At 62.4% G+C, this 13,166-nt stretch carries 8 protein-coding genes and 1 pseudogene; 1 reads left to right on the top strand and 8 read right to left on the bottom strand.

Annotation, left to right across the window (positions count from 1 at the left end; translation table 11 throughout):
• Positions 1-70 precede the first annotated feature (70 nt).
• The 6 genes and pseudogenes from infC to O9Z63_RS06870 form a co-directional block, all read right to left on the bottom strand.
• Positions 71-628 (bottom strand): annotated as a pseudogene (gene infC, locus O9Z63_RS06895) (translation initiation factor IF-3); the annotation flags it as partial.
• A 266-nt stretch (positions 629-894) separates the two neighbouring features.
• On the bottom strand, positions 895-2,841 hold the full coding sequence (gene thrS / locus O9Z63_RS06890; RefSeq protein WP_270128575.1) for a threonine--tRNA ligase: 1,947 nt from the start codon (positions 2,839-2,841) through the stop codon (positions 895-897).
• A gap of 162 nt (positions 2,842-3,003) precedes the next feature.
• Complete coding sequence (locus O9Z63_RS06885) at positions 3,004-4,155, bottom strand: tetratricopeptide repeat protein (protein WP_270128574.1); 1,152 nt, start codon at positions 4,153-4,155, stop codon at positions 3,004-3,006.
• A 51-nt stretch (positions 4,156-4,206) separates the two neighbouring features.
• The gene (locus O9Z63_RS06880; protein ID WP_270128573.1) at positions 4,207-5,079 is read right to left on the bottom strand and encodes a tetratricopeptide repeat protein; all 873 of its coding nucleotides are present in this window, start codon (positions 5,077-5,079) and stop codon (positions 4,207-4,209) included.
• A 218-nt stretch (positions 5,080-5,297) separates the two neighbouring features.
• Positions 5,298-8,261: a DNA gyrase/topoisomerase IV subunit A gene (locus tag O9Z63_RS06875; protein WP_408613674.1), complete on the bottom strand. Its 2,964-nt coding sequence runs from the start codon at positions 8,259-8,261 to the stop codon at positions 5,298-5,300.
• A gap of 109 nt (positions 8,262-8,370) precedes the next feature.
• Entirely contained in the window at positions 8,371-10,287 is a 1,917-nt protein-coding gene (locus O9Z63_RS06870) for a DNA topoisomerase IV subunit B (RefSeq protein WP_270128572.1), read from the bottom strand.
• Positions 10,288-10,479: 192 nt separating this feature from the next.
• On the opposite strand from O9Z63_RS06870, the gene O9Z63_RS06865 reads away from it, so the two are divergent.
• Positions 10,480-11,661: an AI-2E family transporter gene (locus tag O9Z63_RS06865; RefSeq protein ID WP_270128571.1), complete on the top strand. Its 1,182-nt coding sequence runs from the start codon at positions 10,480-10,482 to the stop codon at positions 11,659-11,661.
• Positions 11,662-11,708: 47 nt separating this feature from the next.
• Here the strand turns inward: O9Z63_RS06865 and O9Z63_RS06860 are convergent, their stop codons facing one another.
• Together O9Z63_RS06860 and O9Z63_RS06855 are read right to left on the bottom strand one after the other, a co-directional pair.
• Positions 11,709-12,689, bottom strand: coding sequence for a GNAT family N-acetyltransferase (locus O9Z63_RS06860; protein WP_270128570.1), 981 nt, complete (start codon positions 12,687-12,689; stop codon positions 11,709-11,711).
• A complete protein-coding gene (locus tag O9Z63_RS06855) occupies positions 12,686-13,135 on the bottom strand; it encodes a sugar 3,4-ketoisomerase (RefSeq protein WP_270128569.1) in 450 nt (149 codons plus the stop codon). Before O9Z63_RS06855 ends, O9Z63_RS06860 begins: the two co-directional genes overlap by 4 nt.
• Positions 13,136-13,166: the final 31 nt, after the last annotated feature.

Raw genomic sequence — 13,166 nt, 5'->3', positions numbered from 1 at the left:
CGGCAGCAGGCTTGGCTTCTTTCGGAGCTTCCTTGCCACCTTCTTTCGGGGCAGCGGGCTTGCTGGCGGGCTTGGCAGGCACGATGGCCTTGGGCGCCAGGTACAGGAACATGCGCTTGCCTTCCAGCTTGGGCAGTTGCTCTACTTTGCCAAGGTCTTCGAGGGCCTGAGCGAACTTGAGCAGCAGGATTTCACCCCGCTCCTTGAACACGATGCTCCGGCCTACGAAATGCACATACGCCTTGATCTTGGCCCCTTCGCGCAGGAATTCCTGCGCGTGCTTGAGCTTGAAAGCAAAGTCGTGGTCGTCGGTGTTGGGTCCGAAACGGATTTCCTTGATGACAACCTTGGTTTGCTTGGCCTTCAGCTCGCGGGTCTTTTTCTTCTGCTCGTACTTGAATTTCGAGTAGTCGATAACACGGCACACGGGCGGTACAGCCGTGGGCGAAATTTCCACGAGGTCGAGGTTCTGCTCCTGAGCAAAGCGCCGGGCCTGCTCAATTGGATAGATACCTTGTTCGATGTTGTCGCCAACAAGACGGACTTCGCGGGCCGTAATCTTTTGATTGATTTTGAACGGCTCCTCGACCTGGGCGCGAGGAATATAACGGCGGTTGGGGGTTGCTATGGCTGTTTCTCCTTTAGGTGAACGTCGGTTTTAGCTAGGATTGACAAGACACCAGGGGTGCCTGATGGGTTCAATCAGCGTGCGAATATCCGGCATTTTTTCTGAACGCTCAAGAAAGACTATATAAAATTGCCGGAAAAGGCTGCCTTTCTCGGTCCTACGCGCCGCCGAAACGGCTGAATTGCGGGTGGTGCCGGCAGCAAACAGGCCGCTGATGCGTGCTGCACCAGCGGCCTGTTTGCTCGGGGCAGAAAAGTGGAACTGCGCTATTTTTTGCCGTCCATCATGTCCTGGACCTGCTGCTGAAAGTCGGCAATGAAGGCCGCAATGGGCATGGCGCCCACGTCGCCTTGGCCGTGGCGGCGGATGGAGACGATGCCTTCGGCCTGCTCCTTCTCGCCCACGATGAGCATGTAAGGCACTTTCGACACCTCCGCGTCGCGGATCTTGCGGCCGATTTTCTCGTCGCGGTGGTCTACGGTGCCGCGCAGCTCGGCCTGCGTAAGCTGGTCGTACACCTGCTGGGCGTAGTCGTGGTATTTCTCCGATATAGGTAGCACGGCAAACTGCTCGGGCGAGAGCCAGAGCGGGAAGTTGCCGCCGCAGTGCTCAATCAGCACGGCCACGAAACGCTCCAGCGAGCCAAACGGGGCCCGGTGAATCATGACGGGGCGCTGACGCGAGTTGTCGGGGGCTACGTACTCCAGCTCGAACCGCTCGGGCAGGTTGTAATCTACCTGAATAGTGCCCAGCTGCCATTTACGGCCGATGGCGTCGCGCACCATGAAATCGAGCTTGGGGCCGTAGAAGGCCGCCTCGCCCAGCTCCGTCACGGTGCTCAGGCCTTTCTCGGCCGCGGCTTCAATGATGGCCTGCTCCGCGCGGGCCCAGTTTTCATCGGAGCCGATGTACTTGGTCTTGTTTTCGGGGTCGCGCAGTGAAATCTGAGCCGTGAAATCGGGGAAATCGAGGGCTTTGAGCACGTAGAGTACGATGTCAATCACCTTCAGGAACTCCTCCTTCACCTGGTCGGGGCGGCAGAAGATGTGGGCGTCATCCTGGGTGAAGCCGCGCACACGGGTCAGGCCGTGCAGCTCGCCGCTCTGCTCGTAGCGATACACCGTGCCGAACTCGGCCAGACGCACCGGCAGGTCGCGGTACGAGCGGGGCTTGCTCTTGTAGATTTCGCAGTGGTGAGGGCAGTTCATCGGCTTGAGGAAGAACTCCTCGCCGGGGTTGGGCGTCTTGATGGGCTGGAACGAGTCGGCGCCGTACTTCTCGTAGTGGCCGCTGGTCACGTAGAGCTCCTTGGAGCCGATGTGGGGCGTCACGACGGGCTGGTAGCCGGCTTTGAGCTGAGCGCGGCGCAGAAACTGCTCCAGCTTCTCGCGCAGAGCCGTGCCTTTGGGCAGCCACAGGGGCAGCCCCGCTCCTACTTTCTCCGAAAACGTGAACAGCTCCAGCTCCTTGCCCAGCTTGCGATGGTCGCGGCGCTTGGCTTCCTCCAGGCGCTCCAGGTACTCGGTGAGCTCCTTGGCTTTGGGGAAGGTGATGCCGTAGATACGGGTGAGCTGCTTGTTCTTCTCGTCGCCGCGCCAGTAGGCTCCGGCCACGTTGAGCAGCTTCACGGCCTTAATGGGCGACGTATCGGGGATGTGCGGGCCGCGGCAGAGGTCGGTGAAGTCGCCTTGCGTATAGAAGGTGATGGAACCGTCTTCCAGGCGCTCCAGCAGATCCAGCTTGTAGGGGTCCTGTTTTTCGGTGAAGTAGGCAATGGCGTCGGCCTTGCTTACTTCCTTGCGCTCAAACTGGCTTTTCTTCTTGGCCAGCTCCAGCATTTTCTTCTCGACTTCCGGCAGGTCGTCGGTGGAAATCGTGCGGCCTTCGCCGAGGTCGATGTCGTAGTAGAAGCCGTTTTCGATGCTGGGGCCGATGCCCAGCTTCACGCCGGGATACAGCGCCTCCAGGGCTTCGGCCATGAGGTGAGCCGAAGAGTGCCAGAACGAGGCTTTGCCTTCGGGATCATTCCAGGTCAGGATGGCAACCTGCGCATCCTGTTCAATGGGGCGGTGCAGGTCGCGCACTTCGCCGTTGACGCGCACGCCGAGGGCATTGCGGGCGAGGCCTTCGCTGATGCCGGCGGCAACGTCGTAGCCCGTGGCGCCATCTACAAACTGGCGCACCGAGCCGTCGGGGAGGGTGATGTTGAGCATAAAAAAAGAAGGGGGATTGTGGCTATACAAGCAGCCGTGAGCCCGCAAGGTACGGAAATGGGGAAATCGAAAAACAGAAAAGAGGCCCGATCAGGTAGGCTGACCGCCCTGAATGGCTCAATCAACCCGCTAATTTGCCTCCTTACTTAGCCCTTTATCCGCCTAAAACCCCGACAGCGGCCGCTGGGTGCTGATGGGCTCCACGGCCTCCACGGCCGGCCGGCTGACCGGCGTTTCGTTGACGATGATGCCGCGGGCCCGGTTGCCCACTTTCCAGGCCTTGTAGGTCCAGTGGCGGTTGCCGGGGTTTTCCTGCACCAGCAGGCGGTACTGCGCGGCGGCTTCAGGATAGCGGCCCAGGCTTTCGAAGCTCTCGGCCAGCATCTGCCGAGCCCCGGCCAGGCGCGGCGAGCGGCGCAGCGCCCGCTGCAGGTGCGGCACCACCTCGGCGTAGCGGCGGGCCTTGTAAGAAGCTAGGCCCAGCCGGTAGTCGGCGCGGTAGAAGGTGGTATCGAGCTGCACGGCGCGGGTGTAGATGCGCACGGCGCTGTCGGGCTGGTTCTGCAGCTCAAACTGCCGGCCGTAGTCGTACCAGAGCGGGCCAAAGGTGGGGGCCACTTTCAGGCCGCGGGCCGCATACACGGCGGCATTGGCCGGCTGGCGGTAGGCATTCGACAGAAACGCCAGCTGGTGCAGGGTTTCGGGCTGGCGTGGGTCGCGGGCCAGGCTGGCGCGCAGGTAGTCTAGGGCCTGGGTGGTGTCCTGCAGGCCCACGTAGGCCATGCCCTTGTAGAAAAGGGCTGCCGTGTGGTCGGGTTCCTGCTGCAGGGCGCGGTCCAGGTAGTCGATGGCGGTCTGGTACTCGCGGGCGGCCAGGTGGGTTTCGCCTACCAGCAGGTTCAGCTCGGCAGAGGCGTAGCCGCGGCGCGAGGCCACGTCGGCCGCGGCCAGGGCGCTTTGCAGCTTGCCCTGCAGCCGCAGGGCGCGGGCCCTGATGAAGTAGAACTCGCCTTTGGTGTCGTCAAGGTTCAGAGCTTCGTTGACGTCGCGCAGGGCGGGCTCCAGCTGGCCGGCATCGAGCCGGAAAGCGGCGCGGCGGGCGTAGAGCGAGGCATTGCGGGGCTGGCGGGCAATGGCGCCCTCCAGCTCTTCGGCTTGGATGCGGGGGCCGCTCTGCACCGTGGCCAGGTTCACCATGGTTTCGGGCTGGTCGGGCTCGGGGGTGCCGCAGGCCGTGGCCAGCAGCGCTGCCAGCGGCAGCAGCGGCCGGGCGGCCCGCGCAAGAAAGGCAAAGGCAGAAGAAAAAGCAGGCATCAGCAGCAAAGATACGCAGCCGGCCCCGGCAGCCAGCCAGGGTCCCTGCCCCTACTCTACCGCCCGGATATGGCGCTGCACCTGCTTCACCAGCCGCCGGTTGAGCTGGGTGAGCAGATTGCGGGAGCGGCGGCTTACTTCCAGCTCCTCGGCCGTTACGGGCGTCAGGGCCACGGCATCCTGCAGGGCGGCCACGGCCTGCCGGTGGTGGCCGCGGTTGAGGTGCACGCGGGCCAGGTCGTAGGCGTACTGAATCTGCTGCGGGTCGAGGGTGTGGGCGTTGGTCAGGGCTTCCAGCGCCGCGCCGGTGCTGGCGCCCGTGGGCATACCGCCCAGAAATACCCGGCTGAAGATTCGCTCCAGGACATTGTAGTGGTCGACGCGGTAGTGCCAGCGGCCCAGCAGCTGCCAGGCCGGCGCGAAGTCGGGCCGCTGCTGCACGGCCAGAAACACGTGCGGCTTCATCACCTTGTACGACAGCAGCCGGCTGCGGGCCGTGAGCAGCGTAGCCTGGTTGGCCAGGGCCAGGGCCTCGGCGTAGTTGCTTTCGGCGCCATCGGGCCGCACCACCAGGGCGCGGTTGGCGTAGAGGCGGGCCGTGGAGAAGTAGGCGGTTTTGCGGGTTTCGTCGGTGTAGCGCGCCCCAATCCGGACGCTGAGCACGGCGGCCTGCCACAGGGCCTCGTAGGTGGCAGGCGCCAGGGCCAGCACCTGCTCGTACTTGCCCAGCGCCTCTGACTCCTTGTATTGCGCCTGCAGCGCCTGGGCTTCTGCCAGCAGCCGCACCACCTCGGCGGGCGGCGGGGTTTGGGGAGCCACCATCGGCTTGGGTTTGGGCTTGCGGAACTGCGCTGCCGCGGGCGCCAGCTGCAGCCCCAGCAGCACACTCACCAGCAAAATCATCCGGCCAATCGGCATTCCCATTCCTAAGCAGCTACAATCCGAACTGTAAAGCTGGGAGTTTTCAGGGCAAAGCTCCAAATACCCGCCCGCCCCGGCGGCCATTCTTGGCCCAACCGCCGGCCATAAACGCAGAAAAGCCTCACCAGCCGGGCTGGTGAGGCTTTTAAGAAGACAGGCAGCAGGCCCGGAGTTATGGCCGATATCAGTTAGCGAACCGCGGATTGCTGCTACTCCAACGCTTAAAACAGCTTGAGCTGCGACTTGGGCGTTTTGAGAATGGCCTGGGCCTGCGCAATGTCGGCTTCCGAAATATCCACGTCGCCGGTGGGCTCAGGCAGCGGCGTTTCCGGCGGGGCGGGGCTGGCCGCCGGCCGGGGCAGCGTGGCGGGGCCGGCTTTGCGCTTCACCTCGCGGCGTTCGGGCTCGGGGCCTTCGTCGGTGAGCAGTGTGAGGCCGTGGATTTTGAAGTAGTTGAGCTTGTTGCCCATAGCCTTCCAGCCTTTCACGTCGATGAACTCGTGCAGGCTGATCTTCTCGGTTTCCTTGTCGGCCTTCTTGTCGCGCTGCAGCTTCACTTCCACCTGCGGCTCGGGGTTGGCCGTTACGGCCAGCATCTTGGAGCCTTTGGTTTCGGAAATAAACGTGAAGCGCTTGGCCACCGTGCTGGTTTCAATCTTGAACCGCTTCACGTAGTGCACCTTGGTTTCACCCTCCATGTACACCGTGCTGAGCACGGTATCGGGCTCCAGCTTGCGCAGCAGCACAATGTTGGGCACGTCAAAGTGAATGGCCGGGTCGGGCGCGGTCAGCTCGTAGGAGCCATCCTTGAACACCACCAGAATGGTGTTGTCGGTGTCGAAGGTGCCTAGGTAGCGGCCGTGGCCGGCCGTGTTGAGGCGGCCCACCACCGAATCGAAGAACACTTCCCGGCCGCCGAGCGTGGAGTCGCCGAGGCTTTTCTGGACTATTTTCTTGATGGGCTGCTTGGTGACGATGTTGCCCATCGAGCCCTTGCCTTTGATGGCCAGCTCGGCAAAGTCGAAGTCGAATTGCTTCACGCGGGCCGGCGCCTTGTCGGACAGCTGTATGCCCACAATTTCCGACTCGGAGTTGGGGTTGGCCGTCAGGTAGAGCGTTTTCGTGCCCTTGGTGCCCTTGGTCAGGTCGTACACCTTGTCGCGGGTGATGCCCGTGACGAGGAAGCGCTTGGCGAAGCTGATGCCCGAGGCGCCGTCCTGGTACACCATGTTGTACACCAGCCGGTCGTCGTTCTTGTTGTAGACGCCCACGTGCAGGATGTCCTTGCCCACGAAAGTCTTCTCGGCGATTTTCGTGACCGTAAACGTACCGTCGCGGCGGATGGCGATGATGTCGTCGAGGTCCGAGCAGTCGCACACGGTCACGGCTTTCTCGTCTTTCTTGAGGCCGTAGCCAATGAAGCCGTCGGTGTAGTTCACGTAGAGCTTCTGGTTGGCCACGGCCACTTTCTGGGCCGTCACCACGTCGAAGGTGCGCAGCTGGGTTTTCCGCTCCCGATTCTGGCCGTACTTTTTCAGCAGCCCCTCGAAGTAGTTGATGGCGTAGCGCGTGAGGTTCACGAGGTGGTCGGCCACTTCGGCCAGCTCGGTTTCCAGGCGCTGGATGTACTCCTCGGCCTTGAAGCCGTCGAACTTGCTGATGCGCTTGATGCGGATTTCGGTGAGGCGCGTGAGGTCGTCCTCGGTGATGGCGCGGCGCAGCACAATACGGGTGTCGTTGGCCTTGGGCTTCTCCCCTTCAATGCGCACGAACTTCTTCAGGCCGGCATCAATGGTCTGCAGAATATCTTCCCAGGTTTCGCACTCCTCGATTTTGCGGTAGATGCGGTTTTCGATGAAAATCTTCTCCAGCGACGCCGAATGCCACTTTTCCTGCAGCTCGTCCTGCCGGATTTCCAGCTCGCGCTCCAGCAGGCGCACCGTTTTCTGGGTGCTGAGCTTGAGCATGTCCTCCACCCCCACAAAACGCGGCTTATCCTCGATAATCACGCAGGTGTTGGGCGAAATGCTGATTTCGCAGTCGGTGAAGGCGTACAGCGCGTCCATGGTGAGGTCCGGCGACACGCCCGTGGGCAGGTGCACCTGGATTTCCACCTCGGCGGCCGTGTTATCGACCACCTTCCGGATCTTGATTTTATTGGCTTCCGAGGCTTTCACGATGCTTTCCATCAGCGCCGTGGTGGTGGTGCCGTACGGAATGTCGCGAATGACCAGCATGGTCTTGTCGGCCTTCTCGATGGTGGCGCGCAGGCGGATTTTGGCCCCGCGCAAGCCGCCGTTGTAGTTGGTCACGTCGCAAAGGCCGCCGGTCGGGAAGTCCGGAAACAGCTGGATTTCCCGGCCCTTCAGCACGTCGATGCTGGCCTTGCACAGCTCGCGGAAGTTGTGGGGCATGATCTTGGTGCTCAAGCCCACGGCAATGCCTTCCACGCCCTGCGCCAGCAGCAGAGGAAACTTCACGGGCAGCGTGGTGGGCTCGCGCTTGCGGCCGTCGTAGCTCATCTGCCACTCCGTGATGTCGGGGTTGAACACCACGTCGAGCGCAAACTTGCTTAGGCGGGCCTCAATGTAACGCGGGGCCGCCGCGCCGTCGCCGGTGCGGATGTCGCCCCAGTTGCCCTGGGTTTCAATCAGCAGGTCCTTCTGGCCCAGGTTCACCATGGCGTCGCCGATGCTGGCGTCGCCGTGGGGGTGGTACTGCATGGTTTGCCCGATGACGTTGGCCACTTTGTTGAAGCGGCCGTCGTCCATTTCCTTCATGGCGTGCAGAATGCGGCGCTGCACGGGCTTGAGGCCATCCTCAATGGCCGGCACGGCGCGCTCCAGAATCACGTAGCTGGCGTAGTCCAGAAACCAGTTCTGGTACATGCCGTTCACGGTGGCCACGTCGTGGATAGTTTCGCCGGGCGCGAACTTGGGCTCCTCCTCGGCTTCCTCGGCCGGCGCAATCGGCTCCGGCTCGGTCACGGCGTGCACGTCGGCGCTGGACTCGGCCAGCAGCAGCTCGCCGGACTCGTTCACCATGGACGGCGCGGCCTCGTCGGCCGGGGTTTCCGCATCGGCCGGCGCGGCCGGCGTGGCCCCAAATTCCAGCGAGTCGCCGGCGCCAAACAGGTTGGGCTGCTCTTCGGAATCAGGGGTCTGGGGATTGGTTTCTTCTGACATGGGGAATTATTGCTCTTGTACCTCTCTCCGGGGCTCAGGCAAGCGCCCGAAGGTTGAATTACTTAGTTAGCGCGTCATGCTTCGGCTGCGCTCCGCACGACGTTCTGCGTTACGCCAGGTCTTCCTCGGCCACTTCGGCCAGCGGCAGCACGTCGCTGGTCACCAGGTCTTTTTCCAGGCGCAGATTGTCGATGATGAACTCCTGGCGGGCCGGCGTATTCTTGCCCATGTAGTAGGTCAGCACCTGCTGAATCGAGCGGTCGGACTGCAGAATCACAGGCTCCAACTTGATGTTGTCGCCGATGAACTTGCCGAACTCGTCGGGGCTGATTTCGCCGAGGCCCTTGAAGCGCGTGATTTCGGGGTTGCGGCCCAGCTGGCGCATGGCGGCCTGCTTTTCCTGCTCGGTGTAGCAGTAGATAGTGGTTTTCTTGTTGCGCACCCGAAACAGCGGCGTTTCCAGAATGAACACGTGGCCGTTGCGCACGAGGTCAGGGAAGAACTGCAGGAAGAACGTGAGCAGCAGCAGCCGGATGTGCATGCCATCCACGTCGGCGTCGGTGGCAATCACCACGCGGTTGTAGCGCAGCCCCTCAATGCCTTCCTCGATGTTGAGGGCGTGCTGCAGCAGGTTCAGTTCCTCGTTTTCGTACACAATCTTCTTCTTCAGCCCGAAGCAGTTCAAAGGCTTGCCGCGTAAGCTGAACACGGCCTCGGTTTCCACGTTGCGGCTCTTGGTGATGGAGCCCGACGCCGAGTCGCCCTCGGTGATGAAGAGCGTGGTCAGGGCTTCGGCGTCCTGCTTGCCTTCGCCGAAGTGAAAGCGGCAGTCGCGCAGCTTGCGGTTGTGCAGGTTGGCTTTTTTGGCGCGCTGGTTGGCTAGCTTCTTCACCCCGGCCATGTCCTTGCGCTCCCGCTCGTTCTGCTCGATGCGCTTTTTGAGGGCCTCGGCGGCGGCGGGGTTCTTGTGCAGGTAGTTGTCGAGGTGCTCCTTGACGAAGTCGAGGATAAAGCCGCGCACCGTGGGGCCGTCGGGGCCCATGTTCATCGAGCCCAACTTGGTTTTGGTCTGGCTCTCGAACACCGGCTCCTGCACGCGCACCGAAATGGCGGCCACGATGGAGCCGCGGATGTCGGTGGCGTCGTACTCCTTCTTGTAGAACTCGCGCAGGGTTTTCACCACGGCTTCGCGGAAGGCCGCCAGGTGCGTGCCGCCCTGCGTGGTGTACTGCCCGTTCACAAACGAGTAGTATTCCTCGCCGTAGTCGTTGCCGTGGGTCAGGGCCAGCTCGATATCCTCGCCTTTGAGGTGGATGATGTCGTAGCGGCGGCTTTCCTGGTCGATTTTGCGGGCCAGCAGATCCAGCAGGCCGTTTTCGGAGTAGTACTTCTGGCCGTTGAAATTGATGGTCAGGCCCGCGTTCAAGTACACGTAGTTCCAGATCTGGTTTTCCAGGTATTCCGGAATGAAACGGTAGTTGCGGAAGATGGAGTCGTCGGGCTGGAACGTGAAGAGCGTGCCGTTGCGCTGGCTGGTTTTCACCGGCTTAGGGTCGCTGGTGAGGATGCCCTGGGCAAACTCCGCTGACTTCATCAGCCCCTCCCGGACGCTCTGCACCAGAAAGTAATTGCTCAGCGCGTTAACCGCTTTGGTGCCGACCCCGTTTAAGCCCACAGATTTCTGAAAGACCTTGGAATCGTACTTGCCGCCCGTGTTAATCTTGCTCACCACTTCCACCACTTTGCCCAGCGGAATGCCCCGGCCATAGTCGCGTACCTGCACGCGCTGGTCGGAAATCTTGATTTCGATGGTGCGGCCGTGGCCCATCACGTGCTCATCGATGGAGTTGTCGATTACCTCCTTGACCAGCACGTAAATCCCATCGTCGTATGCCGACCCATCCCCGAGCTTGCCAATGTACATGCCGGGCCGCAGCCGGATGTGCTCCCGCCAGTCCAGGGAGCGGATGCTGTCCTCGGTGTAGCCGTGGTCGGGGGTAGCGGCGGGTACTAGTTCTTCAGCCATGAAATCAGGAAATCGAAATTTGAGGTAAAATAACACAGAAAACCGGCGTTTTCCGCGCACTGTTTACGCTAGCGAAGTTAGCAATTCATGGCGTCAAAACCCAGCCCTGGCCCGGTTCGTTCCCGGACATTTTGCGAATACACGGCCTGACAGGCCATTGCCCTTCTCTCTCACTCCCATTTTTTTTAGCAAATGTTTCCTCCCGCTACCCAACACCATTTGCCGCCTTCCGGCCACAAACCCAGCCCGGAAGTGCGGCAGACGCCCATTGTTCAGTTTGCTTTCTTCATGCTGGGCGCCGTATTGCTGGTGTATTCGCTGAAAGTGCTGGACGATATTCTGCTGCCGCTGCTGTTTTCGGCGGTTTTCACGCTGCTGCTGCTGCCCATCTGCCGGTGGCTTGAGGCGCGGGGTGTCCCGCGCATCCTGGCCATTATCCTGTGCCTGCTGCTGGTACTGCTCATCTTCGCCGGCATCATCCTGGGCTTCGGCTCACAGCTGACGCAGTTTCAGAGCGAGATTCCGAAGCTGCAGATGAAGATGATGGAATTCTTCAACAACGCGCAGCAATGGGCGCACAACCGGTTCGGCTACGAGCCGATGAGCATCGACGACCTGAAGGAAACCTCCATCAAGGCGCTCAAGAAGTCGGGCGGCTCGTACCTGGGCACCACGCTCAACACCACTTCGGCCGTGCTCGGCAACCTGGCGCAGGTGCTCATCTACATCTTCTGCTTGCTGCTCTACCGCGACCATCTGCGGCAGTTCATGTTCCGCTTCGTGGCCCCCGACAAGCGCACGTCGGTGCTGCACACCGTGGACAACATCCAGACGGTGGTGCAGGCTTACATTTCGGGCCTGATTAAGGTGATTATCATCGTGGCTGTTCTCAACGGCGTCGGACTGCTAGTGCTGGGAGTGAAATTCGCCATCTTCTTCGCCATTTTCGCCTCGGTGCTGGCCATCATCCCGTACATCGGTATCATGATCGGGGCCACGGTGCCGGCCATCATTACGCTGGTGGAAACCGGCTCGCCGGTGCAGGCAGCCCTGGTCATCGGGGTGTTTGTGGTGGTGCAGTTTCTGGAAGGCAACTTCATCACGCCCATGATTACCGGCTCGCAGGTAAGCATCAACCCGCTGGCCGCCATTCTGGCCCTGATTCTGGGCGCGGCGCTTTGGGGCACCCCGGGCATGATTCTGAGCATTCCGCTCATGGCCGTGATTAAGGTAGTGCTGGATGCCAACAAAACCACCGAGCCCTGGGGCTTCCTGCTTGGCGATACAGCCGACGGCGAAGACTCGGCGAAGGCTGGCAGCAAGGAGCCGGGCGGCCTGCGCAAGCTCTGGAACCGCGTCACCAACCAAGCCTGAGGGCTTTGGGTTGAAGCCGCGCAGTCAGCCGGCTTAAAGGCTTAAGTCTACAAATCGAGGGTGTAGGTATCTGTGGTTTCGGCCGCAGCGCCGAAGCCCTCTTTTTGGTTTAACAGCCCGGGGTTAAGGGCGCCCTGCACCGTGGAAATGCCAAACGACAGGCGCCGGAAAGCCGCCGGCTTGCTGCGCAGAAGCTCGGCCAGCACGGCATCCACGGCGCCCACCTGCTTGCCGCGCGGACTGCCCCCGATGTACTGGGTGTGCACGAAGCCCTGCCAAACATCCTGGAAAACCAGCACCCCGCCCACCACCTCGGCGCCCAGGCGGGCCACCCACAGCTCCAGATGCCCGGGGTTCTGGTCGCGCAGCCGGCAGATTTCCGGCAGGCTGTGCACCGGCAGGCGGCCGTGGGTGTGGTGCAGGTTGGCCGTCAGCAGCTCCCAGAAGGCCGCGTAGTCGGCATCAGCGGCGGTGCAGGCGACGGCTACGCCGTGATGGCGGGCCTTGCGCAGGTTGCCACGGCGCCAGGTGCCAATCCGGAACGGCTGGGTCAGGTCGATAACGGAATTCAGCTCGCGGCCCGTCAGGAGGGCGCCCTGCTGGTGCAGCCAGAACAGCACGGCGTCGGATGGCTGGCGGCAGAACACCCGGGGCACCGGCTTGAGGAGCAGCTGCCGGAACCCGGCGGCCCGCCAGGCCACGCGCAAAGCGTCCAGCCAGGCTAAGGTATCGGACGTTTTGGCGAGGCCGGCCGTCACGAGGCCGCCGTAGGCCAGGCCGGGATGGGCCACCAGCGTGGCGGAATCAGCCGCAGTACGGGCGCGACCGGCCACAAACACGGCCCGCAGCCGCTCGCCCTGCCACACCAGCCACGAGCAGTCCTCGAACCGGTCTTGGTGGTAGTCCAGATAGGAGCGGCAGAACAGGAACGGCCCGTTCACCGAGGCCGCTACCAGGGCGTCCCAGGCGGCGGCGTGGCCGGGCTGGTACCGCTCCACTTGGATAGCCACGGGCAGCGCGCCGCTCATATCGGCACGCCCGCTGAGTGGCCGGCAGCAGCCAGCGCCCGAAATGCCGCGTAGTCGCGGATGTAGCTGGCCGCTGAATAGGGTTCCGACACCAGACACAGCAGCACGGCCTGCTCCTGAAAGCCCACGGTGCGCCAGTATAGCCCCGGCAGGTACAGGCCCACATCGGGCCGGTCCAGCACAAAGTGCTGCTGCTCGCCGGCAGGCGTTTCCAGCGTGATATCCAGCCGGCCACTCACGGCGATAAGCAGCTGCTGCAGCGTGTGGTGGGCGTGGTGGCCGCGCTGCACCTGGCTGGGCGTGTGGTAAATCCAGTAGGAGCGCGCCACGGCAAAGGGCAGCAGCCCCTCAGACGCCACGCTCACCGTGAAGCCGGTATCGGCGCTGCCGGCGCGGGGCAGCGGCAGCAGGCACGGCAGAGAAGGCGCGGCAGGCGTCGGGGACATAAGTGTTGGAAAGGCAACAGCGGCCGGCAGT

Origin of the sequence: Hymenobacter yonginensis (assembly GCF_027625995.1) — a bacterium.
GTDB classification, from domain to species: domain Bacteria; phylum Bacteroidota; class Bacteroidia; order Cytophagales; family Hymenobacteraceae; genus Hymenobacter; species Hymenobacter yonginensis.
Note: the sequence above shows the minus strand (reverse complement) of the source record. Positions and strands in the feature narration are given on the sequence as shown.

Bases quoted from the DNA above. Each gene is read 5' to 3' on its own strand.
- thrS (WP_270128575.1), bottom strand. From the start codon at position 2,841: ATGCTCAACATCACCCTCCCCGACGGCTCGGTGCGCCAGTTTGTAGAT.
- O9Z63_RS06885 (WP_270128574.1), bottom strand. From the start codon at position 4,155: ATGCCTGCTTTTTCTTCTGCCTTTGCCTTTCTTGCGCGGGCCGCCCGG.
- O9Z63_RS06880 (WP_270128573.1), bottom strand. From the start codon at position 5,079: ATGGGAATGCCGATTGGCCGGATGATTTTGCTGGTGAGTGTGCTGCTG.
- O9Z63_RS06875 (WP_408613674.1), bottom strand. From the start codon at position 8,261: ATGTCAGAAGAAACCAATCCCCAGACCCCTGATTCCGAAGAGCAGCCC.
- O9Z63_RS06870 (WP_270128572.1), bottom strand. From the start codon at position 10,287: ATGGCTGAAGAACTAGTACCCGCCGCTACCCCCGACCACGGCTACACC.
- O9Z63_RS06865 (WP_270128571.1), top strand. From the start codon at position 10,480: ATGTTTCCTCCCGCTACCCAACACCATTTGCCGCCTTCCGGCCACAAA.
- O9Z63_RS06860 (WP_270128570.1), bottom strand. From the start codon at position 12,689: ATGAGCGGCGCGCTGCCCGTGGCTATCCAAGTGGAGCGGTACCAGCCC.
- O9Z63_RS06855 (WP_270128569.1), bottom strand. From the start codon at position 13,135: ATGTCCCCGACGCCTGCCGCGCCTTCTCTGCCGTGCCTGCTGCCGCTG.